Origin of the sequence: Streptomyces sp. VNUA24 (assembly GCF_029167005.1) — a bacterium.
Taxonomy (GTDB): Bacteria; Actinomycetota; Actinomycetes; order Streptomycetales; family Streptomycetaceae; genus Streptomyces; species Streptomyces scabiei.
Genome location: NZ_CP119143.1, coordinates 480,308 through 503,727 on the forward strand (window position 1 = coordinate 480,308; position 23,420 = coordinate 503,727).

General features: G+C 72.1%; 18 protein-coding genes. 13 read left to right on the forward strand and 5 right to left on the reverse strand.

Annotated elements, in window-relative coordinates; all coding sequences use genetic code 11:
• Positions 1-44 precede the first annotated feature (44 nt).
• Both PYR72_RS01955 and PYR72_RS01960 read left to right on the forward strand, forming a co-directional pair.
• Complete coding sequence (locus tag PYR72_RS01955; RefSeq protein WP_275453527.1) at positions 45-1,394, forward strand: radical SAM protein; 1,350 nt, start codon at positions 45-47, stop codon at positions 1,392-1,394.
• Positions 1,391-2,425, forward strand: a complete 1,035-nt coding sequence (locus PYR72_RS01960) for an aminotransferase class I/II-fold pyridoxal phosphate-dependent enzyme (RefSeq protein ID WP_275453528.1) — start codon at positions 1,391-1,393, stop codon at positions 2,423-2,425. The genes PYR72_RS01955 and PYR72_RS01960 overlap by 4 nt, the downstream gene beginning before the upstream one ends.
• Positions 2,426-2,456: 31 nt before the next feature.
• Here the strand turns inward: PYR72_RS01960 and PYR72_RS01965 are convergent, their stop codons facing one another.
• Positions 2,457-2,882, reverse strand: a complete 426-nt coding sequence (locus tag PYR72_RS01965) for an FCD domain-containing protein (protein WP_275453529.1) — start codon at positions 2,880-2,882, stop codon at positions 2,457-2,459.
• Between the two features lie 422 nt (positions 2,883-3,304).
• On the opposite strand from PYR72_RS01965, the gene PYR72_RS01970 reads away from it, so the two are divergent.
• Positions 3,305-4,411, forward strand: a complete 1,107-nt coding sequence (locus tag PYR72_RS01970; protein ID WP_275453530.1) for an isocitrate/isopropylmalate dehydrogenase family protein — start codon at positions 3,305-3,307, stop codon at positions 4,409-4,411.
• A 27-nt stretch (positions 4,412-4,438) separates the two neighbouring features.
• On the opposite strand, the gene PYR72_RS01975 is transcribed toward PYR72_RS01970, so the two are convergent.
• Positions 4,439-5,116 (reverse strand): response regulator transcription factor, encoded by a 678-nt coding sequence (locus PYR72_RS01975; protein WP_275453531.1) that lies wholly within the window; start codon positions 5,114-5,116, stop codon positions 4,439-4,441.
• Positions 5,113-6,375 (reverse strand): HAMP domain-containing sensor histidine kinase, encoded by a 1,263-nt coding sequence (locus PYR72_RS01980; RefSeq protein WP_275453532.1) that lies wholly within the window; start codon positions 6,373-6,375, stop codon positions 5,113-5,115. The genes PYR72_RS01975 and PYR72_RS01980 overlap by 4 nt, the downstream gene beginning before the upstream one ends.
• A 132-nt stretch (positions 6,376-6,507) precedes the next feature.
• Between PYR72_RS01980 and PYR72_RS01985 the strand changes: the two genes are divergently transcribed.
• Genes PYR72_RS01985 through PYR72_RS02000 form a run of 4 tightly spaced genes read left to right on the forward strand, consistent with a single transcriptional unit; the run spans position 6,508 to position 10,665 of the window.
• Positions 6,508-7,455, forward strand: a complete 948-nt coding sequence (locus PYR72_RS01985; protein ID WP_275453533.1) for an ATP-binding cassette domain-containing protein — start codon at positions 6,508-6,510, stop codon at positions 7,453-7,455.
• Positions 7,452-9,014, forward strand: coding sequence for a hypothetical protein (locus PYR72_RS01990; RefSeq protein ID WP_275453534.1), 1,563 nt, complete (start codon positions 7,452-7,454; stop codon positions 9,012-9,014). Before PYR72_RS01985 ends, PYR72_RS01990 begins: the two co-directional genes overlap by 4 nt.
• 41 nt (positions 9,015-9,055) lie before the next feature.
• Positions 9,056-9,847: an ABC transporter permease subunit gene (locus PYR72_RS01995; RefSeq protein WP_275453535.1), complete on the forward strand. Its 792-nt coding sequence runs from the start codon at positions 9,056-9,058 to the stop codon at positions 9,845-9,847.
• A 59-nt stretch (positions 9,848-9,906) separates the two neighbouring features.
• Positions 9,907-10,665, forward strand: a complete 759-nt coding sequence (locus PYR72_RS02000) for a hypothetical protein (RefSeq protein ID WP_275453536.1) — start codon at positions 9,907-9,909, stop codon at positions 10,663-10,665.
• Positions 10,666-10,827: 162 nt separating this feature from the next.
• Here PYR72_RS02000 and PYR72_RS02005 read toward each other — a convergent pair whose 3' ends face one another.
• A complete protein-coding gene (locus PYR72_RS02005) occupies positions 10,828-11,595 on the reverse strand; it encodes a hypothetical protein (RefSeq protein ID WP_275453537.1) in 768 nt (255 codons plus the stop codon).
• Positions 11,596-11,854: 259 nt separating this feature from the next.
• On the opposite strand from PYR72_RS02005, the gene PYR72_RS02010 reads away from it, so the two are divergent.
• Positions 11,855-12,202: a hypothetical protein gene (locus PYR72_RS02010; RefSeq protein WP_275453538.1), complete on the forward strand. Its 348-nt coding sequence runs from the start codon at positions 11,855-11,857 to the stop codon at positions 12,200-12,202.
• Between the two features lie 483 nt (positions 12,203-12,685).
• On the forward strand, positions 12,686-13,024 hold the full coding sequence (locus PYR72_RS02015) for a hypothetical protein (RefSeq protein WP_275453539.1): 339 nt from the start codon (positions 12,686-12,688) through the stop codon (positions 13,022-13,024).
• Positions 13,025-13,034: 10 nt separating this feature from the next.
• Here PYR72_RS02015 and PYR72_RS02020 read toward each other — a convergent pair whose 3' ends face one another.
• The gene (locus PYR72_RS02020) at positions 13,035-16,667 is read right to left on the reverse strand and encodes a hypothetical protein (RefSeq protein WP_275453540.1); all 3,633 of its coding nucleotides are present in this window, start codon (positions 16,665-16,667) and stop codon (positions 13,035-13,037) included.
• A gap of 216 nt (positions 16,668-16,883) precedes the next feature.
• Between PYR72_RS02020 and PYR72_RS02025 the strand changes: the two genes are divergently transcribed.
• The 4 genes from PYR72_RS02025 (at position 16,884) to PYR72_RS02040 (ending at position 23,405) form a co-directional block, all read left to right on the forward strand.
• Positions 16,884-18,155, forward strand: coding sequence for an acyltransferase (locus tag PYR72_RS02025; RefSeq protein WP_275453541.1), 1,272 nt, complete (start codon positions 16,884-16,886; stop codon positions 18,153-18,155).
• Positions 18,156-18,516: 361 nt separating this feature from the next.
• On the forward strand, positions 18,517-21,183 hold the full coding sequence (gene lanKC / locus PYR72_RS02030) for a class III lanthionine synthetase LanKC (RefSeq protein WP_275453542.1): 2,667 nt from the start codon (positions 18,517-18,519) through the stop codon (positions 21,181-21,183).
• 160 nt (positions 21,184-21,343) lie between these two features.
• Complete coding sequence (locus PYR72_RS02035; protein ID WP_012998309.1) at positions 21,344-21,469, forward strand: SapB/AmfS family lanthipeptide; 126 nt, start codon at positions 21,344-21,346, stop codon at positions 21,467-21,469.
• Between the two features lie 142 nt (positions 21,470-21,611).
• Positions 21,612-23,405, forward strand: coding sequence for an ABC transporter ATP-binding protein (locus PYR72_RS02040; protein ID WP_275453543.1), 1,794 nt, complete (start codon positions 21,612-21,614; stop codon positions 23,403-23,405).
• Positions 23,406-23,420 lie beyond the last annotated feature (15 nt).

Here is a 23,420-nt window from a genome sequence, read left to right on the forward strand (position 1 = left end):
AATAAGCCCCTGTCGTCCGATGCCCGTTCATGCATGATGACGGAATGAGCCACAATGACCAGCGCTTCCACGTCATCGTGCTGTCGAACTTCGCGAAGGGCTTCGACAAGTACGCGTACGCCTACGGCAAGGCGGGGATCCCGGAGAGCACCTATCCGGACCGGTTCCACCTGCTGACGCGTGCGGAGTTGGGGATCGGCGTCGGCAAGGCGGGACGGCTGCTCGACCGTCTGGCGATACCGGGCGACCGGTTGCTGGTGCTGGAAACCATGGTGGACCCCGACGAGTTGGTACCGAACGCGTCGACCGGCCTCGGCATGGAACTGCGCCGGCCCCGCATCCGGTTGTCGGCCCTGTACGAACTCGACGAACCCGGCCGAGAGGGCGGCGACTTCACGCTGCGCCCGACCACCGTCGAGGACGCGATGGCGGCCTCGCTGCGCCTTCACCCCTCGGCACGGCGTCGTTACGCCGACGCGCGACCGCGCTCGGTGTCGCTGCTGCCGGTCGCCTCCGCCTGCCAGGCCCGTTGTTCGTTTTGCTTCTCCTCCGCTTCGATCTCCAGCGACCAGCCGCCGGCACGGGTCCCGTGGGACGCGGTCGCCCACTGGCTGGAGCGTGCCCGTGCGGCGGGTGCCGAGCGTGCGGTGATCACCGGCGGCGGGGAGCCCACACTCATCCCCTTCGACCAGCAACTGCGTCTGGTGTCGGCCTGCTCGGCGGCCTTCCCGAAGGTCGTCCTGATCACCAACGCGCACACGCTGGCCAAGGGCGAGCACGCCGACCGGGCCGAACGCCTCGCGGCCCTGAGCACCGCGGGACTGAGCGTGCTCGCCGTCTCCCGGCACCATCAGGACGACGCCGTCAACGAGCGGCTGATGATGCTGCGCACCCCGGTGAGCTCGGTCGTCGACACCTGGCGCGCGGACCGTGACCGCTGGCCGGGGCTGCGGACGAGACTGATCTGCGTGCTCCAGCACGGCGGCGTCGCCGACGCGGCCGGCCTCGCCGGTTACCTCTCGTGGGCCGCGGCTCTCGGTGTCGAGGAGGTCTGCTTCAAGGAACTCTATGTGTCCACGAGCACCGAATCGCTCTACTTCGACCGCACCGCCAACGTCTGGAGCCGGGAGCACCAGGTGTCGCTGTCCCTCGTCACCCGGTTCGCAGAGCGGCACGGCTTCGCCCTGGCGAGCCGGCTGCCCTGGGGGTCGCCGGTCTACGACGGCACCTGGGACGGCCGGCGGATACGGATCGCCGCGTACACCGAACCGAGCCTGCTCTGGGAACGCGCCAACGGGATCGCCCGTAGCTGGAACGTCATGGCCGACGGACGCTGCTACGCCTCCCTGGAGGACCGGGCCAGCGAGATCGTGACGGAAGGCGCGACGGCATGAGGTTCCAGGAGTTCCAGGACTTCCGGCGGCGACAGCTCACCGCTTCCCCCGCGCTCCTGGACGCCGCCGAGACCAACGTGTACGGGGCGCTCGCCCCGCTACGACCGCAACCGCCCACCGGCACACGTACCGTGCACCGTTGCGATCTCGCCCGAGCCTGGCTGCGGCGCTACGGACTGCCGGAGGAGTGGTCCGGCCGTGCCCTGGTCAGCCGAGGGGTCCGGCACGGGCTCGGTGTGGTGTTCCCCTGGCTGCGCGCCGCGCGGGGGCACTTGTGGCTGCCCGCTGACGTGTACCCGGTGTACTTCGAACTCGCCCGCGCCGCGGGTCTGGAGCCCGCTTCCTATCCGACGCTACCGGCACCGGCCCTGCCCAGATCGCCGGCGGTCGACCGGCCCGAGTACCTGCTGCTCGCCAACCCCAGCAAGCCGCTCGGCCGACACCTGTCCGACGCCGAGTGCGCCGAGCTGATCGCGTGGCTGGGGGAATCTCCACAGCGCCGCCTGGTGATCGACAGCGTCTACGACTTGGAGACCCCGTTCGCGACCGGCACCCGTCGTCTGCTGGACACCGGGCGTGCGATCCTGCTGCATTCGGTCACCAAGGGGTGGCTGTGGCCCCGCACGTTCGGTGTGGCCCTGCTGGGTACGGCGGACGCCGAACTGGCCGACGCGTTCCGGGCGGATCCGCCGGCCCCGGCACAGCTGCAGCTCGCCGACCGGCTGCTGACGGAGCACGACGACGTGCCCCGGCAGGTCGTCGCGGAGCTGGCGACACGGGCCGGACGACTGTTCGAACGACTGCCGGAGGACGTGCTCGGGGCGATCCCCGCGGCGAGCCGGTCCTGTCCCGGCAACTACTTCTTTCCCGTCGCCATTCCGGCACAGGTGCTGCGACGCGAGTACGGCGTGCTCGCTGCGCCGGTGAGCGTGTTCGGGGCCAACCACTGGTCCGGCTCCGTCCTGACCAGCCTTGCCGACACCTTCGGCGCGGCACCGACGCCGGGTCCGCACCCCCTGCGTCGGCGTTGAGGCGCGCGGGGAGGAACCACCTGGAGTCGGGTCACCCCTTGCGGGCGGAGTCGGCGGAGTCGGCGTGTCCGAGCCACCGCACCGCCGTGGCTCCGAGGCTGGTGTCGATGTGCCTGCGCATGATCTCCTCGGCCCCGGCCCTGTCACCGAGGGCGACGCATTCGACCAGCAGGTCGTGTTCTCCGGCCTTCTGGTCCCGGGCCTCCTGTCCCCGGTCGGTACGGAGCGCCAGGCGTCGATAGCGGTCGGCCTTGTCCCACAGGGACTCCAACGTCCCGATGAGCAGGTCGTTGTGGGAGGCCGTGTAGATCGCCGCGTGGAAGCGGCGATGAGCCACCAACTGCTCGACGCCCGGGTGCGCAGGGAGCGGGGCCGGCCCGTCCGCCGCGGCGCGGAGGGCGCGGATGTCGGCGTTGGTGCGCCGTTCGGCCGCCAGTGACGCGGCCAGCGGGTCCAAGGACCGGCCGAGCTCCAGGAGATCGCGCGCTTCCTCGGCCCGCAGCGGCGCGACCCGCGCGTCCCGGTGGGCGTCCAGGTCGACCAGGCCCTCCCTGAGCCGGGCTCCAGCATCCCGGAGAGAATCCGGTCGCGGTCCTGGCGGTAGGCGAAGTCGCTCTTCGTCCCCACGGCCAAGGCTTCCTACTCCGGAAGACCATCCGTGCTCCTGGCCCCTCGACTCGCCACCTGGCCTGCCACTCTCGGCTTCTACGAACGGTCATCCAGCAACGTGAACTCGCCCGCTCCATCGGCATCGGCACCGCGCCGCTGCGCAAGGCATTGCGTCGTCTCGAGCACTGTTGCGACGATCGCGTCCGAGGTGCGCAACGTGTCCCTTCGAGAAGGAGGAGCATGACCATCCATCCCCGGCGGAGAGGTCCCGTGACGACGGCAGACCCCCCGCACCGCTACACCCTCGGCGTTCTGTACGGCGACGGCATCGGTCCCGAGATCGTCCCGGCCTCGGTTCTGGTCGCCGACGCGGCACTCGCCGCCGTCGGCGGCGCCCCGGGCGTCACCTGGAAACCACTGCCCGTGGGCCTGCAGGCCATCGAGGAGCAGGGTGAGGCGATCTCCACGGCGACCCTCGCCGCCCTCGCCGAGACCGACGGATGGCTTCTCGGCCCGCACGACAGCGCGGCCTACCCCGAGCCGTTCCGCTCCCGGCTCAACCCCAGCGGCACCATCCGCAAGCACTTCGACCTCTACGCCAATGTGCGCCCCGCCAAGTCGTTTCCCGGCGGCACCGCCGTCGTCCCCGGCACCGACCTGGTCATCGTGCGGGAGAACACCGAGGGCTTCTACGCCGACCGCAACACCCACCGCGGCACCGGCGAGTTCATGCCCACACCGGACATCGCCATCGCGATGGGCATCGTCACCCGCGCGGCGTGCGAGCGCATCGCGCGGGAGGCGTTCGAGCTGGCCTCACGGCGCCGCAAGAAGGTCACCGTCGTCCACAAGGCCAACGTCCTCCAGCTGACCACCGGGCTGTTCCGGGACGTCTGCCGGGAGATCGCCCAGGGCTACCCCGAGGTCGAGGTGGACGACTTCCACATCGACGCCATGACCGTGCATCTGGTGCGCCGGGCGCACGAGTTCGACGTCGTGGTCACCGAGAACATGTTCGGTGACATCCTCTCGGACCTCGCCGCCGAGCTGGCCGGCTCCCTGGGTATCGCCCCCTCCTTGAACGCCTCGCAGGAGCGGGCCATGGCACAGGCCGCACACGGCTCCGCGCCCGACATCGCCGGGCAGGACCTCGCCAACCCGGGGGCGATGATCCTGTCCACGGCCATGCTCCTGCGGTGGCTGGGCACCCGGCACGAGGACGGGGCCCTGGTGCGTGCCGCGAAGATCGTCGAGGAGGGCGTGGCCGCCACCCTCGCGCAGGGCACGGCCACCCGGGACATGGGCGGGACGGCGGGCTGCCGTGCGTTCACGGAGGCGGTCGTGGCCTCGATCGACCGTGCCGTGGGGCTACGGTGACCGTCACCCACGCCACCATCCGCCGGCTCAGCGCGCTTCCTCGGCGGTGCCGGTGATCCGGTACCCCACGCCGGGTGTGGTGGCGATGACCGGGGGATCGCCGAGTTTGCGGCGGAGGCGGCTGACGGTCACCGTGACGGTGTTGGTGAAGGGGTCGGCATGCTCGTCCCAGACCTGTTCGAGGAGACGCTCCGTGCTGAGGAAGGCGGGGCTCGCGTTCAGCAGGGCTTCGAGCACCGCGAACTCCTTGACGGAGAGGTCGAGTTGGTGTCCGTCGCGGGTGGCGGTGCGTCGTAGCGGGTCGAGTTCGATGCCCGCCGCGCTCAGGGTGCGGGACCGGGCGGCGGGGCGGCGGCGGGCCAGGGCACGGATACGCAGGACGAGTTCGGGGAAGTGGAAGGGCTTGGCGAGGTAGTCGTCGGCGCCCAGCGTCAGGCCGCTGACGCGGTCGCCGGGTGAGTCGGCGGCGGTCAGCATCAGGACCATCACGCGACCGTCCTGATCGGTGATCATCTGGCAGAGGGTGTCGCCGTGGATGCCGGGCAGATCGCGGTCGAGTACGACGACGTCGTACGCGTTGACGTCCAGTTTGGCCGCGGCCTCCAGCCCGTCGTGGGCGATGTCCACGGCCATGCCCTGGTCACGCAGCCCTTCGGCGACGACCTCGGCGAGGGGGCGGGCGTCCTCGACCACCAGGACTCTCAACGCACCGCTCCCGCCTCTGTGTCGAGAGCCTTCGCCGTCGCCCTGCCGTCCGTACGAGGGAGGGTGACGGTGACGCCCAGGCCGCCGTCGGGACGGGCACGCAGGTCCAGGGAGCCGTGATGGGACCGGGTGATGGCCGCGACGATGGAGAGGCCGAGGCCGCTGCCCCGGCCGGTGCCGGTCCGGTCCGCGCCGAGGCGGCGGAAGGGCCGGCCGAGCTCCGCCACCCGCCGCCGGTCGAGAACCGGCCCACTGGACTCCACGACGAGGGACACCGTGCCCGTGTCGTCTCCCTCTGCCCGTACCGCGACGCTGATCCAGCCGCCGGGGTCGTTGTGCGCGATCGCGTTGTCGATCACATTGTCGGCCAGCCGGCGCAGCAGCATCCGACTCCCCCGCACCCACGCGCCGTCGTCGATCCCGTCCTCACGCACGGTCAGGCCCTTGGCCGCGATGTCCTCCGCCCGTCCGGTCACGGTGGCGCGTGTGAGGCGACCGAGGCTGAGCCGCTCGGCGTCGGTGAACTCGCCGTGCTGGGAGCGAGCCAGAACGAGGAAACCCTCCAGCAGCCGGTCCACCTGGTCGAGTTCGGTGCGCATCCGGGAGGCCAGCGTGGCCGTCGTCTCGGGGAGCGGCCCCGGCTTGGCGAGGGCCACGTCCAGGGAGGCCCGCATCGTGGTGAGCGGGGTGCGCAGCTCGTGCGCGGCGTTGGCGACGAAGAGACGCTGGGCGTCGAAGGAGTCCTCCAGACGGCCGAGGAGGTCGTCGATGGTGTCGGCGAGGTCCTTCACCTCGTCGCCGGGGCCGTTGATGGCCAGCCGTTCGTGCAGGCTGTCGGCGGTGATCCTGCGGGTGGCCGCGGTCATCACCCGCAGCGGGCGGAGCACGCGGCCGGCGACGAACCAGCCGAGACCGACCGAGATCACCGCCATGACACCGAGGGCGATCGCGGAGCCGACGAGGATCTGCCGGGTCTGGAGGTCGTGTGCCTGGGCCAGTTGCTGCTCCAGGGCGCTGATGCGCCCCTCGACCTGCGCCGCCGTGGCGGGCGGGTCGGCGCCGCCGTCCGGGAGGGTACGCCGGCTGGAGCGCGATCCGCCGGAGGCCACGACGGCCGCGAGGGCGAGCAGTGCCGTCCCCGACAGCAGGAACAGCGTCACGTACCAGCCGGTGAAGCGGGTGCGGGCCGTGCCGCGGCGCAGGCCGAACCGGGCGGCCAGGCCCGCGAGCCCTCCGAACGGGCCCCGTGTCATCCGCATGTCGTCCGCATCCTTCCGTCGCGCCGTCACACCAGGACAGGTACCGGATGACCAGGCTAGGCCGAGGCACCTAACAGCGGGATGACAGCGGCCGTTCGGCCCCTGTGACCCGCACTGCCGCAGGGTGGGCCCATGAGCGACGTGAACACGAGAGCGACGATCGAGGTCGTCGGTCTGCGGAAACGCTATGGACCACAACTAGCCCTGGACGGGATGACGTTCAGCGTGCACCCGGGGAGGGTGACCGGCTTCGTCGGCCCGAACGGGGCGGGCAAGTCCACCACCATGCGGGTGATCCTGGGCCTCGACGCGGCCGAGGAGGGACAGGCTCTGGTCGGCGGGGTTCCCTATCGCACCCTGCGTCGGCCGCTTCGGCGTCTGGGGGCGCTTCTCGACGCCTCCGCCCTGCAGCCGAGCCGTACCGCCCGCAACCACCTGCTGTGGCTGGCCCATTCACAGGGCCTGCCGGCCCGGCGGGTGGACGAGGTCGTCGAACTGGCCGGCCTGGGCCCCGCGGCCCGGCGCAGGGCCGGCGGCTTCTCGCTGGGCATGCGCCAGCGCCTGGGGATCGCGGCGGCCCTGCTCGGTGACCCGCCGGCGGTCATGCTGGACGAGCCGTTCAACGGCCTCGACCCCGACGGCATCGTATGGATGCGCGGCTTCCTGACCTCGCTGGCCCGGCAGGGCCGCGCCGTCCTGGTCTCCAGCCACCTGATGAGCGAACTCCAGGACACCGCGGACCAGCTCGTGGTGATCGGCCGCGGCCGGGTCGTCGCGGACGCGGCTGTCACCGAGCTGCTCGCCGAGGCGTCCGGCGGCCGGGTCACCCTGCGGACCTCCGAACCTCCGCACGCCACCCGGGTGTTGCAGGGCGCGGGCGCCGCCGTTCACGCCAACGGCCCCGACACCCTCGGCGTGACCGGCCTGCCCGACGAGGAGATCGTCGCCCTGCTCGCCCGGAACGGGGTGCCGTTCTCCCAGGTGTCCACGCACCGGGCGACGCTGGAGGAGGTCTACAGGGAACTCACCCGGGACGCGGTGGAGTACCGGGGCATCCCGGCGGGCGGGGCCGCGTCATGACCGCGGCCCTCCTCCCTCCCCCGCCCACCGCGAGCCACGCCGAACGGCATGGGTTCCGCAGGACGCTGCACGCCGAGTGGACCAAGTTCCGTACGGTACGCGGCTGGGTCCTCGCCATGGCGGGGGCACTCCTGGTGACGATCGTGGTCGGCCTGCTCGGCACGGCCGCCCCCGCCCCCGGTCCTCACGGCGCCGACTCCGCCTCGTACCCGACGGGCCCGGGCGGTGTGGCGGTCAACGACAGCTTCTTCTTCGTGCACAGGACGCTCACCGGGGACGGATCCCTCACCGTCGCGCTGCGGTCCCTCACGGGTGTGGCCGACACCGGGACCGGCAAAACCGTTCCGGGCGCCCAGCCGTGGGCGAAGGCCGGGATCATCGTGAAGGAGAGCCTCGCCCAGGGATCGCCGTACGCGGCGGTCCTGGCCACCGGCGGTCACGGCGTGCGCATGCAGTACGCCTACACGCAGGACCGGGCGGGCCCCTCCGGCAGGGTCTCCGAGAAGTCCCCGCGCTGGCTGCGGCTGGTGCGTTCCGGTGACAGGCTCACCGGTTACGCCTCCCTCGACGGCTCCCGCTGGAGCGAGGTCGGCCGGGTTCGGCTGGCAGGGCCGGCGCGGACCGTACGGGCCGGCCTCTTCGCGACGTCACCGGAGGCGAGGCAGGACACCGCGGCGGGCACGGGGTTCAGTCCCGCCGTGGCCACCGGCACCTTCGGCCGCCCCGTCCTCACCGGCCGCTGGTCCCATGAGGCGTGGCAGGGCACGCAGGTGGGTGGCGACGCGGGCACCTCCGGCAGCTACACCGACAGCACCGGCGGCGGCTTCACCCGGACCGACGGCGGCGGGTTCACCGTGACGGGGGCCGGTGACATCGCACCGGTCGTCGGCGGGCCCGTCATGGGGGGCGGTTACTCCGTCGAGAACTTCCTCGTCGGCACCTTCGCGGGGCTCATCGTGTTGATCGCCGTGGGCACGGTGTTCATCACCGGCGAGCACCGGAGCGGCCTGCTGCGAACGACCGTGGCGGCAACTCCCTTGCGGGGACGTGTTCTTGGCGCGAAGGCCGTGGTGGCCGGCGGTGTCGCGTTCACCGTCGGCCTGCTGGCCGCCGCGCTCACCGTTCCCGTCGGGACGCGCGGCGCGCACGGCAGGGGTTTCCATGTCTTCCCCGTCCCGTGGGTGACGGAGGTGCGCGTCATGGTCGGCACCGGCCTGCTCTGCGCGGCCGTCACCGTACTCGCACTCGCCGTCGGGGCCCTGCTGCGGCGCAGCGGTACGGCGGTCACCCTGGTCATCGCGTCGATCGTGCTGCCCTTCCTGCTCGCCGCCTCGGGAGTACTGCCCCCGGGCGTCTCGGACTGGCTGCTGCGGGTGACGCCGGCCGCGGGCTTCGCCGTGCAGCAGACGCTGCCGCGGTACGCGCAGGTGCTCAGCGTGTACGAGCCGTCGACCGGCTACTACCCGCTGCCGCCGTGGGCCGGCCTCGCCGTACTGTGCGGCTACGCCGCGTTCGCCTTCGGTGTGGCCGTCATGCGGCTGCGGGGGAGGGACGTATGACTCTCCCAAGCGGCCCACGATCCACGCGTGCGGCGGAGCGAGTGGGACGAGGAGATTTCGGGCGCGCCCTGCGTGCGGAGTGGACGAAACTGCGTACTTCGGGAGACACGGGCAGGCTGTTGTTGCTCGCCGTCACCCTCACCGTGGCCGTCGGCTGCGTCACCGTCAAGGCGGTGAAGTGCCCGGACGCGGGGTGCGGCAAGGACGCCGTCAGGCTCGCCCTGACCGGTGTCACCGTGGGGCAGGCGGTCGTCGCCGTCCTCGCGGTACTGGCGGTCAGCGCCGAGTACGGCACCGGGATGATCCGCACCACGCTCACTGCCGTGCCGAACCGGATCATCGTCCTCACCGCCAAGGCGTCGGTCCTCGCCACGGTCGTCCTGGCCGCCGGAACGACCGCTGTCCTGGCCTCGCTCCTCGCCGTCCGCTCCCTGCTGCCCGGCAGCGGGTTCACCGAGGCGCACGGCTATGCCCCGCTGTCCCTCGCGGACGGTCCGACGCTGCGCGCGGCCGTCGGCTCGGTCCTCTACCTCGTCCTCGTCGCCCTGCTCGGCCTCGGCGTGGCGACAGCGGTCCGCGAGGCGGCGACCGCCATGGGGATCGTGCTCGGACTGCTCTATCTCTTCCCGGTCGTCGCCCAGGTGGTCGACGACCCGGAATGGCAGCGCCACCTCCAGCAGATCGCGCCCATGCCCGCCGGGCTCGCGGTGCAGGCCACCGTCCGTCTGAACGAGCTGCCCATCGGCCCTTGGTCCGGCTTGGGCGTGCTCGCCGCGTGGGCCGGGGTCGCGCTGCTGACCGGCGGCCTGCTGCTGCGGGGACGCGACGCCTAGGCGGCGGAGCCGGGCCCCGGCCGTGCTGCGGCCCGCAACCGGCTTGTCATACTTCTCCGATGGAGAGTGAAGGCGTGGAGGCTGCGCGGCGCTGGCTCGCTGATCAGGGCGTCAGCCCGGCGGGCGACGGGTGGGTGAGCGACGAGCGGCCGGACGTGTCGCTCACGGCCGGCGAGGTGGCGCACTCCTGGGCCGGCGCCGTGTTCTCCGCGGACCTGGACGCGGCCGCCCGGGTGCGGCTGGCCTTCGGGCTGCTGGACCTCCTCGACGAGTACTGGGTGACGTGCGAGATCCGGTTCGCGTACGGGAGCGCGGAGGGCACGCTGCCTGCCGACGTGCTGTGGGAGGGCTACCGTCGGCGCCTGGAGGCGGACCGGGACAGCGAAGCTGTCACCTATTCGCTGTGGGCGGACTGGTTCGAGGACCGGTCGACGTCCGCGACGGCCTTCGCCGAGGTGCTCGCCCATGACATCGGCCGAGTGGTGGACGAGCGATCGGAACACCTGCTCCGCCGGGCCCGTCGGGTGCTGGAGTGTTCGGGCCCGGTGCGCTGGGTGGAGAAGGAGCCGACGTACCGCACGGCCGCGCGGCTTCCCGCACTGCACCCGTCGCTCCTCCACGCGCTCCGGGCGAGCTTCCACGACGTCAACGGCGACCTGGAGCCGGCTGCCGCGCTCGGCCTCCTCGACGAACTGGTTCTCCCCGCCGCCGCCCGGCACGTCGCCGAACTGCGCCACGTACTGGCCGCGGGGCACAGGAACCACCACCTCAGTCCCGGTGCCTGGGACGAGGCGGTTCGCTCTTGTGGCGGCGGCTGAGCACGGCGCTCACCCAGGGACGACGGACGTACGTGTTCGGCGGCATGTGCCGTCTCCGTCCGCGACGACGAGGTGTTCCGGTGTGCCGGTGTGCCGGTGTTCCGGTGTGCCGGTGTTCCGTGACGGACGGGGGCCTCCCGGCGCCGCGCTGCCTGGCCCTGGTCACGTGCGCGTGGGGTCGTCACTCCCCGCCTCGTCGCTAGCGGCAGGTGCCAGGCCGTGCTCCGCGGCCCATGCGTGCAACGCGGATTCGGCGTCCTCACGGGACAACGGGCCACGGTCGAGGTGGAGTTGCTGGAGAAGGCGGATGGCCGCCCCCACCGTCCGCCCCTGGGGCACACCGAGCAGAGCGATGATCTCCTTGCCGTCGAGCGCCACGGGCACTCCCGGCAGCCGCTCGTACCTGGCTCGCTCAGCCGCGGCCCGTTCCTCGCGCTCCCGCTCGGCCCGCTCTCTCGCGTACCACTCGTCGTAGTCGGCCGTATCGGATGCCCGCAGAGCGGCCTCCCGCCAGTCCTGGTCGTCCCGTCCCCGGCCGAGTCCCACTTCCAGGAACAGGTCGCGGTGGTCCGCCGCGCAAGGGTCGGCCCTCTCGACGCCGAGCCGGGCGAGCGCCGCGTTGATCGGCCACTCCTCCCGAGGGCCGCCGAACTCCGCGGTGTGCACCGGCCCCCACTCCAGCACGCCGGACCGCCACAGGGAGGCGGTCTGATGCCCGTCGCCGGCCCAGAAGTCCGCTTCCACATGGGCGACCGGACCGCCCTGCGAGAGGTCACCCAGTGTTCGCGCCAGACCACCGCCGAGCGCGCTCGGCAGGGCCAACAGCCCCCTGCGCTGCGCGAGCGGGGCGACCATCGCCCATGAAACCCCTGCCGCCCAGCTGCGAAGACGGTCGAAGTCGCCGATGGCGGCGTGGAGTCGGTAGGACATCCGCGCACGGTAGCCGTGTTCTTGTGGCGGTAGCCACTTGTGGTCACCTGCCTCACCGGTCGGCATGTCCGTTGTTCGCCTGATGCGCAGGACCTGACAGGTGAAGGTACAGCCATGACCAACGCCGGCAGGCATCACAGCGGCGCACCCGCCATCTCCGACCGCGCAGCTCTGCTCGCCATCGGCCGAGCCACGATCCACCATGGTCGCGAACCTCACCCGACGTCCATGGTGCTGTCGGCTCCCGGCGGGCTGTGACGTGCTCCCTTTCGTCTACCGGATCACCAAGTACGATCCCGCCGACCGTGATGAACGCGGCAGTTATGTCGGCACCGTCGAGGCGGTCAGCGATCACGGTCCTGTCGAATCGGCGTATCTGCAGGCGGTGGCCGCATGTGCCGAACACGTCGGCATCGACCGCCTCGCCGTCCGGGAGCCGCAGATCGCACCCACCCATGTCGGCTTCGGCGCGGAGCCGACCGTCGAGGGGTACGGACTGGCCGGACTCTTTCCGCCCGATCTCACGGGCTTTCATGACGGCGCGCAGGTCTCGCTCACCGTCGGCCTGGAGCTGGTCCGCGCGATGCTCCGTGACAGCGGCGTGTGATGCCGTCTGGAAGTGGAGGGCAGCCCTACGAGGAAGCGCTGGCTCGCACCCGCGCACTCGGCCTGTTCCCCGAGCGTCTGCACGCGTCCCCCTACGACCCGGACTACGACGAGCCGGGCGAACAGCGGCCCGCCGACGACGTCTTCTGGGCTCGGCTGCGCTGGTGCGTGGCGGAGCGCCGGGCAGCGATCCTGGAGGAGGACTACGTCGGCAACGCCGTTCGCTGGCACCGGCTCACCGACGCCACCCTCGACCAGGTCCGCGCCCGGCTCGCCCCCCGCGCTCAGCTGGCCGTCTGGCCGGACCTGTCCACCGACGTTGCCGCCGTCCTGGCTGGTCTCCCTGAAGAGGGCCCCATCGAGCTCCTCCTGGAGGACGCGGACGGCCGGATCACGAGCACCATCGCCGACGAGACCCGGTTCGCGGAGCAGGCAGCAGAATCCACCGGTGCCCGCGCCGCTGCCGCCCTGTCCCTGTACACGGGTGAGCGCCGCCCGCTGTTCACCGCTGTCCTGCCACAACGACGGTGTCCTGCGCGCTCGTTGGCGGACCGATCCGACTCCGAGCGACCTCCGTTGGTCGTTCCTCAAGTATCTGCACCGAGGCGAGGTCGTCACCGGGACGGTGACGGGGATCGCCGACCGCGGTGTCACCGTCGTCGACCTCGGCGGCTTCACCGCGACGACCCGTCCCGACCGCCGTGCGCACACCGTCCCCGTCGGCCGGGAGGTCACGGCCGAGATCCTCGAGGTCGACATGGTCCGGGAGCGAATGCTGGTGTCGCTCACAGCACTCGGGCCGGGGCCCGAGTCCGGCGAGTGACGCGGCCGCCTCACCGTGCGGCCGGTCGGCAGCCGGCGCGAGCGGACTGGTCGTGGAGGTATCGGGCCTGTTCCTGTGAGGTGAGCGTACGGTCGACGGCCTCGCAGACGATACGCATCGCGCGCACCGGGTCGGGCAGGTCGATGTTCCACAGTGCGACAGAGTTGCCCGTGGCGATGGCCAGGGTGTTCCCGCCCGGGCTGAAGGCCACCGCTGCGACGGGGCGCGTGGGCACAGTGGCTCGCTTCTGGGCGGTCGCGAGGTCCCACAGGCCCACTCCTGTCGTGGTGCCGAGGGCCAGCGTGCGTCCATGGGTGCCGAAGGCCAATGACGTCACCTCACCGTCGGCGCGGAAACTGTCCTGGAGCCTGCCGGTGCGCGCGTCCCACGTCTTCACCGACCCGCCGCTGCTCGCGGCGGCCAGGGTGCGTCCGTCGGGACTGAACGCGAGTGACAGCGAGGTCCGGACGCTCGGTTCGACGGTGCGCCGTGCGCTCCCGGTGGCCGCGTCGAGGAGCGTGATCCGGTCTCCGTCGGCCCCGACGGTCAGGACGGCGAGGGTGCGGCTGTCCGGAGCGAAGAGCACCGTCCTGACGGACTGGTTGCGGCCCGTGCGCAGGGTCCGCAGGACGCCCGTGGACAGGTGCCACATCCTCAGCGCCCCACCGTTCCCGACGAAGGCCAGGCGCCTCCCGTCAGGGCTGAAGACAGGTTTGTCGATGCTGCCCACGGCACGGCTCCGACGCAAACGGCCCGTGGCGACGTCGCGGACCTCCGCCTTTCCGTTCTCGCCGGCTCGGACGGCCAGGGCGTCCTCGTTCGGGGCGAATCCCAGGGCCGCGGGGCGCAGGACCGTGACCGGCAGGTGCCCTCCTCGTCGTGCTGGACCCCCGTCGAGCGGCAGAGTGGCTCTGCGGTCGCCGGTCCCGGCATCCCAGAGCTGTACCGCCGCTCGGCCGAGGGGTCCTTGGCCGACCGTGGAAACGGTCCTCGCGTCCGGGCTGAATGCCAGGTCGGTGACGGAGGTGCCGGGCCGGCCCGCCATGGTGGTCCTGGGCCGGTCGGCGGGCAGGTCGTGCACGCGGACGGCGGGGTCCAGGCTGTTGCCGGTGACCATGCCGCGGCGGTCCGGGCCGAGCGCCACGTGGGTGATCCCCCGGCCGCGGTGACCGGTGGTCAGGGTGCTCAACTCGGTTCCGGTGACGGCGTCCCAGCGGCGTACGGTGCCTCCGGGGCCCGGGACGGCGAGGATGCGTCCGTCCGGGGAGAAGACGACCGTCCGGGAGTTCTGGACACCGTCCCTGATCGTCCGCAGGAGGGTGCCGGTGGTCACCTCTCGCAGCTGCGTCGAACCGTCGTTGCGGACCGTCGCATAGGTCCGGCCGTCGGGGCTGAAGGCCACCGCGGTGGTGCCTTCGCTCCGCCCGTCGCGGACGATACGCGTGCGGCCGGTGTCCGTGTCCCACACTCGCACCAGGCCGTTCTGGCCCACTGCGGCGAGGGTTCGTCCGTCGGCGCCGAAGACGACTGCTTGTGGAGCGTCGTGCCCGGTGAAGTGATGCCGGACGCGTCCCGTGGCCACGTCCCACACCCGGACGGCCGAGGGGTAGGCGGCTGCGACGGTATGTCCGTCAGGGCTGAAGGCCACACCGATGACTGCTCCGTCGGCGGCGGGCAGCGTGGAGATCCTGCTGCCCGTGGTCGCGTCCCATACGCCGATGGTGTCTCCGGTGGCGACGGCGAGCACGCGCCCGCCGCGCCCGAACGCCGCGACGCCTCCGCTGCCGTGTGCGGTGAACGAGTGCCGCAGACGGCCTCCGGGAAGGTCCCAGATCCTCGTGCGGCCGTCCTTGCCGTGCGTGGCGAGAGTACGCCCGTCCGGACTGAGGGCCATGGACATCACGGGTTCGGTACCGGTGACCAGGCGTTTGCGCAACGGCAATGCGGCGGCCGCGTACAGAGCGGCACCGGCTTCGCGGGTGGGGCTGGTCCGGTAGGCGTGGACGGCGAGCAGGGCGGCGAGGTCGGGGTCGGACCGTAGCAACGCCCCTGACTGGGCCGCCAGTTGCCGGGACTCGGCCAGACGCTGCGCGGTGATCGCGCTCTGCCGCTGCGCGATGGCCAGACCGGCGGCCACGAGGGCGAGGCACAGTGCGCCTGTGACCGCGGTGAGCACCCATCGGTATCTGCGGCGCCCCCTCTGCTCGTGATCGCGGCCGGCCTTGAGGAAGGCGTGCTCCAGGTCGGTCAGTTCCCCGCGCGCCGCGTCGTCGAAGTGTTCCCGGGCGGAGGCGAGCCGGCTCCCGCGGAGCAAGGCGTCCTTCTCCCGTGCGAGGTCATGCCAGGTGTGCGCCCCTTCGGTCAGGTTCCGCAGCACACGTAGACGTTCGCGGTCCTCCTCGATCCAGCCGCTCAGCCGGGGCCAGGCCGTGATCAGCGACTCGTGGGCCAGCTCCACCGTGTCGCCGTCGAGGGTGAGCAGCCGCGCCTTGGCGAGGGCCTCCACCATGCCTGCCGAGTCGTGCTCGTCGGTATCCGGCAGTTCCGCACGGTGCACGGGGCGTCGGGTGTCGGCGGTGCCGTCGCCGGGAACCACCATGCGCAGCAACACCCGCCGGGCGGCTACCGCTTGGGCGGGGGTGAACCGGCCGTAGACCTCCTCGGCGGTCTTGGCGATCGCTCCGTCGAGGCACCCGGCCGCCTCGTAGCCCGTCAGGGTGAGGGTCTTTCCGCGGCGGCGGCGCCATGTCTCCAGCAACGCGTGCGACAGCAGCGGCAGCCCACCCGGCGCGTCGGCGACCTCCTCGACCAGCCGGACGGTGAGGGCGCGCTCCACGGTCAGGCCGGCGGCCGTGGCCGGTTTGACGACGGCGTTCCGCAGTTCGGCCGGGCTCATCGGTCCGGCGAGCAGGTTGGCGTCGCGCAGTGCGTCGGCCAGGTCTCGGTGTTCGGCGCAGCGGCCGTAGAAGTCGCCGCGCACCGCCAGCAGCACCCGCAGGCGGCTCAGGGGCTGCCGGGCCGCCAGCAGCAGATCGATGAAGCGAGCGCGCTCGTCCGGGTCATGGCAGAGCGTGAAGACTTCCTCGAACTGGTCGACGAGGATGACCGTGTCGGTCCCGCCGTCACCGTCGGAGGAGAGCACCGGCCTGAGCACGGGTGCGTGGCTGCGGGCGGGGTGTTCGCCCGGTGTCAGGATCCTGATGGCCGCCGGGCGCCGTTCCCGTCCCTGAGCGTTCTGGAGGACGGGTATCAGGCCGGCCCGCAGCAAGGACGACTTGCCACTGCCGGAGGGGCCGAAGACCGCGGCGAAGCGCCGTCGGCGCAGCAGGTCGACCAGGTCGGTGGTGAGCTGTTCCCGGCCGAAGAACAGGCCGCTGTCCCCGGTCTCGAACCGTGCCAGCCCCCGGTAAGGCGCAGGGAATCCGTCGTCGTCCCCGGTGCCGTCGGTGGCGGACTGCGAGACCGTCTCCTTCCAGCGGGCTTCCCACTCCGTCAGGTCTCCCCCGCACGCCCCCACATAGGCCAGGGTCACCGCCAGAGTGGGCAGCCGCTCCCCGGCCGCCGCCTGCGACAGGGTGGTCACCGAGAAGCCGGCGCGCCGGGCCAGCGAGCGGTAGGTGATGCCGCCCGCTTCCGCTCGCAACTCCCGTAATTCGAAAGCGAATCGCTGGACCGGACTGGCTGCCGGGTCCACCGGCACCTCAGGACGTCCCGCCACACCCTCACCCCTTCGGCCGCGTGCACGGCAGCGTTGTTCAACTGCCGGAACGGTACTGCCGAACAAATCCTCAGCCGCTGAACTCGGTGATCACCGCACCCTGACCGGGGCCTGCCCGGCCGAAGAGATTGCTGCTCACCCATGCGATTCCGCCCTCTGGACACCGCCGCACCAGCACCGTCACCTTCCGCGATCAGACGATTACTCGGCGCCCTTGCTCCGTCCGGGCCGTCGCGGCTGGACTGGCCGGACGCGTTGCGCGGCATCGCCGCACTCGTCGTGGTGTTCGACCATTCCTCGTACACCTTCATGCCCGAGTTCCGCCGGGAACTGATGCCCCACTTCAACACCAGTCGCTACGGCATCATGGTGTTCTTCCTGGTGAGCGGGTACATCATTCCGCGTTCGCTGGAGCGCCGGGGCTGCGTGCGGATGTTCTGGATCGGGCGGATCTTCCGTGTCTATCCGCTGTTGGCGGTTGTCGTCACCCTGCTGCTGGCCCTCGACGCTCTCGGCGTCGCGGTGATCCGCGACTTCGGCGGGCAGAGCACGGTCAGTGTGATGGCCGCTCACGTCACCATGCTGCAGGAACTGCTGGGTACTCCCAGCCTCCTGCTCGTCCTGTGGACGCTCTCCTACGAGATGGCCTTCTACTTGCTGGCCGTCGCTCTTTTCACCCTCCGCCTTCACCAGAGCTCCGCGTCGGTCGCGGTCGTCCTGGCCGTGCTCGCCGCCGTGAGCGTGGCGGCCGGGGTGGCACTGCCACCTTCCGCTCTGTCGGGCGTGTTCGGCACCGGCCCGGTGATCGCGTGCGCCTCGATCGCCATGGGTGTCGCCGTCTGGTGCGCGAGTGCCGGGCCGGCCGTACTCCGCCGGTTCGGCGGCGTGTTGGGTGGTGTACTGGCACTCACGCTCGTCCCCTTCAACGGCACGGTCCCGCCGTGGGAGGGTCTGGTGATCCTCGCCGTGATGTTCCTCGGAACCACCGTCCACCGCGCCGAGAACGGCCAGTGCACCTGGCGCCTCGCCGCCGGCACCACCGTTCTCGTGGCCGTCTGCGCCGTGGGCAGTGCGTACTGGTTCGGCGGCGCGGAGCATTTCACGCGGCGCGGCTGGATCAGCGCGTTCCTCCTGGCTCTGGTCACCTTCGGTGCCGGACTGGCGGTACGCGGCCGTGGCCTGCCGCGTGTCCTGACGGGACTGGGCACGATCAGCTACTCGGTCTACCTGGTGCATCCGGTGCTGCTGGCGGTCATCGACAGCACGATCGGCCGACGTCGGCACGACAGCATCGCTCTCGAAGTGGCGTTCTGCATGGCGCTGCTGCCGCTGTGCTGTCTGACCTACCGCTGGATCGAAGCGCCGAGTCAGAGATTCGGGCGCAGATGGGCACGCCGCACACCACGACGCTGACGATCCGCTGCCCCTCCTTCGTGCGCCTGCGCCGTCACGACCTCCATGTACCGCCCGGGGCACGCCCGCTTCGGAGACATGTGTGCCATCGCAACGCCGGCAAGAGAGTTTGCCCATGACAGAAGTCGAACGCATATGCGCGGTGCAATTGAGGGGTGCGGCGGCGAGGCGCTCGGGCTTCGCGCGCCCCGTGGTGCGCGCCGAATGCGCTCTGCCGACGGCGGTCGACCGTACCTTACCTTCACATCGCGGGACAAAAAGTGGTCACCCTACCACCAGCACAGGAAGTGGGGTGGAGTCACCTTTGGCACTGCATTCGTCCGGGAACAGCATTTAGCCGACTTGGGGGAGTTTTATGGATATGCGCTATGAAGCGTATTCGTACGCGGATGCGACGTTCTACGACTCGCCGGTCCGCTGGGCGACCTCGGACGAGTTCGCGGCGGTCGGTGAGCCCCTGCCCTCGGGCTGGACCGGCTCCGCGAGAGAGGTGTGGGTGGGCCGCACGCCGGCCGGGGTCGAACTGCCCGACCAGGGCTGGAAGATCCACGTGTCGGCCTGTCTGGACAACGCCGAGCACATCCTCTCGGTGGTCGGCGCCTACTGCGTCGAGCACCGCATGGCCTACAAGTTCCTGCGCAGTCCCGCCCTGGTGCAGACGCAGAACGCCAAGTACGCCTCCCGCGGGTCCAGCGGCAAATTCATGACCCTCTACCCGGTCGACGAACCTCAGCTGGAACGTTCCCTCAACGACCTCGACGAGGCCCTCGCCGGCCAGCGGGGTCCGTACATCCTCAGCGATCTGAGATGGCGCAACGGGCCGCTGTACCTGCGCTACGGGGGCTTCACCGAGCAGTTCTGCCGGTCGGAGACGGGGGAACTCGTCCTGGCCCTGCGCGAACCGTCGGGCCGGCTGCGCCCCGACGTGCGCCGCGCGGTGTTCGAGGTGCCCGAGTGGGCCCCCGTCCCCGCGGTGCTGGCGAAGGCGCTCGCCGACCGGGCCACGACGAGCATGGCCGACTTCCCCTACACCGTTGAACGGGCCCTGCACTTCTCCAACGGCGGCGGCATCTACCTCGCACGGCACGCCTCGGGCGGTGACGAGGTGGTGCTCAAGGAGGCCCGCCCGGACGCCGGGCTCGACCAGCGCGGCGACGACGCCGTCACCCGCCTCGGCAGAGAGCACGACATCCTGCGCCGGCTGGAGGGCGTGCCCTGCGTCCCCGCCGCCCTCGCCTACCACACCGCGTGGGAACACCACTTCCTGGTGCAGGAGTACATATCCGGTGAGCCGCTGAACAGATGGTTCGGGCAGCGTTACCCCCTCATCCATCCGGACCCCGCTCCCGAGGAGATCGAGCGCTTCAGGGACGAGGCACTGGACGTCCTCGCGAAGATCGAGGAGGGACTGCGTGCCATCCATGCCCGTGGTGTCGTCTTCGGGGACCTCCACCCGCGCAACCTGATCGTCCGCCCCGACGGACGGGTGTGTTTCATCGACTTCGAACTGGCCTCGCCGGCCGACGAGTTCGTCAGACCGGGCCTGGGCGCCGCCGGCTTCGCGGCCCCCGCGGACCTCAAGGGCTACGCGATCGACCACCACGCTCTCGACGCCCTCCGGCTGTGGATCTTCATGCCGCTGACCCAGCTCACGGCGCTGGACCCCGACAAACGCCGCCAGTTGAGCAGAGCCGCCTCCAGACGCTTCGGACTCCCCTCGGCGACGGACGCCGGCCGGTCCGCCCCGCCCTCCTCGCTCTCACCGCCCCCCACCCGCACCCCCACCCCCTCCCCCACGCTGCCGTCCCCGGCACATCCGGCCCGCTCCGCACCCCCCGCGCAGGAGGGCACGTCGGACTTCGACAGACTGTCGGCGCTGTTCAGCGGCGAACGCGCCGACTGGCCCGCCCTGCGGGACTCCCTCGCCGCGGCCATCGCGGCCAGCGCCACCCCGGAACGAACGGACCGTCTCTTCCCCGGGGATCCCAGCCAGTTCACCCACGACGGACTCGGCCTCGCCTACGGCGCGGCGGGCGTGCTGTGGGCCCTGCACTCCGTGGGAGCCCCCGTCGCTCCGGATCACGTCGAGTGGCTGCTGGAAGCCGTCGCACGCCGTCCCTGCCGGCCCGGTCTCTACACCGGCGCCCACGGCGTCGCCCTCACCCTGGACCGTCTCGGTCAGGCCCGGCAGGCGCACAACCTCCTCGACCGGCTCCTCAAGGAACCGCTCGACGGTCAGGGCGGCGACCTCGCGGGTGGGCTCCCGGGAGTCGGGCTGACCCTGCTGCACTTCGCCGCGACCACCTCGGACGCCTCACTCCTGGCCGGTGCCGTCGACGTCGCCGACCGTCTCGCCGCCCGCCTCATGGACGAACCCGACGGGCCCGCCTCCGGCCGGCGCCCGGGGCTCCTGCACGGCCCTTCCGGTTCGGCCCTGCTCTTCCTGAGCCTGTACGACCGCACCGGTGACACGGGGCTGCTCGACCTGGCCGAACAGGCCCTGCGCCTGGATCTCGCCCGCTGCGTCGTCGGCGCGGACGGAACGCTCCAGGTCGACGAAGGCAGCCGGGTGCTGCCGTACCTGGAGACGGGCAGCGCCGGCATCGCCGCCGTCCTGCACGCGGTGCTGCGTCACCGTCCCGACGCCGGGCTGCGCCAGAGCCTGGAGCGGATACGGCTGGCGGCCGAGCCCGAGTTCATCGTCCAGCCCAGCCTGTTCAACGGGCGGGCGGGTCTGATCCTGCTGCTCCACCTGCTCCGGGACGACGCCCCCGACGACGATCCGCTGGTCCGGCGGCACATCCGGCGCCTCGTCTGGCACCTCATCCCCCACCGGGGGCACGCGGCCTTCCCCGGCGAGCAGCTGCTGCGCCTGTCGATGGACCTCGCCACCGGATCCGCGGGCATCCTGCTCGCCCTGGGATCGGCGCTCGCCGGCACCCCGGCGCTGCCCTTCTGGCCCGGCGGCCGACGGGCCACGGCGCCCGCACCTCTGGCGGCTCCGCCGACGCCGGCGCCCGCCCCCTGAGACCGCCAGGCCGTTCCGACCGCCGCATCCCTCGCGGCCACCCGCCGCGCCTCTCGCGGCAACCCGCCGCATCCCTCGCGGCATCCCGCGGCGTCCGCCGTCGCGGCCCAGAGTTTCCGGCGATCGCCGGAAAGCACCAACCCAACCGAAGGAGATCACCATGTCCATCCTCAACCTGCAGGCCCTGGAGACCCCGGACGAGACGGTCGAGTACCTGTCGGTGCTCAGCTCCCTGTCGGTGGTCAACTGCACCAACAGCACCGTCAGCACGCTGCTGTGCCTCTGACCGCACCGCTCCGGGTCGTTCCCCCTCCCCACAAGGGGTGACCTGACCCGCTGAACAGAGCCGGCCCGGGCTGAGGGACAGCCCGGGCCGGCGTTCTCGTGCCGCCCCGACGACCGCCCGTCCACGCACTCAGGAGCCTCGTATGGGACAGGACCAACGACACCGGCCGCAGCGGGACGCGGCTTCCGATCGTACGGCCTGGGCCGTCCTCGCGCGCGGGCCCCGCAGGCGGCCCGGTCCCCCGCCCGGCGCCGCCCGGCCGAGGGCGCGGCCCTGGGGGTGGTCCTGGGGGTGGTCCGCCATTCTCGCCGTGGCGGTGGCGGCGAGTTCGGCCGCCGCACTCGCGCTGCCCGCCGCCCTGGCCGCGGCCGTCGACCGGGCCCTGTCCGCGAGCGCCGGCCAGGGAATCCTGCCCGTCGCGGCCGTCCTGGGGCTGCTCACGGGTGCGGAGGCCCTCGCGCAGTACGCGGGTCCCCGCGCCACCGCCGAGGCGACCGCCCGGCTGCGCGCCGCACTGGTGCGGCACGCCATGACCCTCGGCCCTCATCCCTCCCGGCGGACCACCACCGGCGACCTGGTGGCCCGCCTCACCGCGAGCGCCGCCGAGGCCGGGCTCAGCGTCCAGGCCGCCGTCTACGCCGTCGCCCAACTCGCCATGGCCGCGGGCTCGGTACTCGCCCTGGGGCTGCTCGCCCCCGAGCTGGCCGCCGCCTTCCTGATCACCGCACCCGCGGGCTGGCTGCTGCTGCGGCGTCATCTGCGGCGCACCGTGCGCCGGGGCGAGGGCTACCAGAGCGCGCAGGCCGCCGTCGCCACCCATCTGCTCAACGCGCTGGCCGGCCGTCGTACCATCGCCGCGGCCGGAACCGTGGAGCGCGAGATCGAGCGGGTCCTGCGGCCGCTGCCCGAACTGGGCCGGCACGGACGCGCCCTGTGGGACAGTCAGCGCCGTGTCTCCTGGTCCACGGGGCTGCTCGCCCCCGCGACCCAGATCACCGTCATCGCCGTCGCGGGCCACGAACTGCTCGCCGGCTCACTCGGCCCCGGCGACCTGGTGGCCGCACTCGGCTACGCCACGCTCGGCCTCGGCGGCTTCGGGACGGCCCAGAGCCTGCTGGACCTGGCCCGCGCCCGGGCCGGACACCAACGAGTCCGGGAGGTGCTCGCCCTCACCCCACCCTCGCCGGGTCTGCGCCCGCTGCCCCCGGGGCCGGGGCGCGTCGAACTGCGCGGCATCACCGTGCGCACCCCGGCCGGTGACACCGTCCTGGACGGACTGGACCTCGTCCTGCCCGCACGTCACAGTGTCGCGCTCGTCGGACGCTCCGGTGCGGGAACCTCCCTGCTGGCAGCGGTCGCGGGCGGCCTTCGGGTCCCGGACCGGGGGCTGGTGCTGCTGGACGGCGTGCCCTTGGACGACGTCCGCCCCGCGGACCTGCGCGCCGCCGTCTCCTACGCGTTCAGCGACCCGGAGCTGACCGGCGGCACGATCCTGGACGCCCTGAGCACGGCCGCCGACCGCGTTCCGGAGGAACGGGTCCACGCGGCCGCCCGGGCGGCGCAGGCCGACGCCTTCGTGCGTCGTCTCCCCGCCGGCTACGACACCCTCCTCACCGACGCACCGCTCTCCGGCGGCCAGCGCCAGCGCCTGGGCCTGGCGCGCGCCCTGGCCCGCGACGGCCGGCTGCTCGTCCTGGACGACGCCATGTCGAGCCTGGACTCCGCCGCCGAGGCCGCGGTACTGCGCGCCCTGGACGGCCCGTACGGCGACCGCACCCGGCTGGTCGTGACCCGCCGCACGGCCGCGGCGGCCCGTGCCGACCTCGTGGCCTGGCTGCACGAGGGACGCGTGGCAGCCCTCGCACCCCATCACGAGCTGTGGCGACTGCCCGCCTACCGCGCTCTGTTCGACAGCGCCGAGGACGTGGACGACTGACATGGACCGACGACG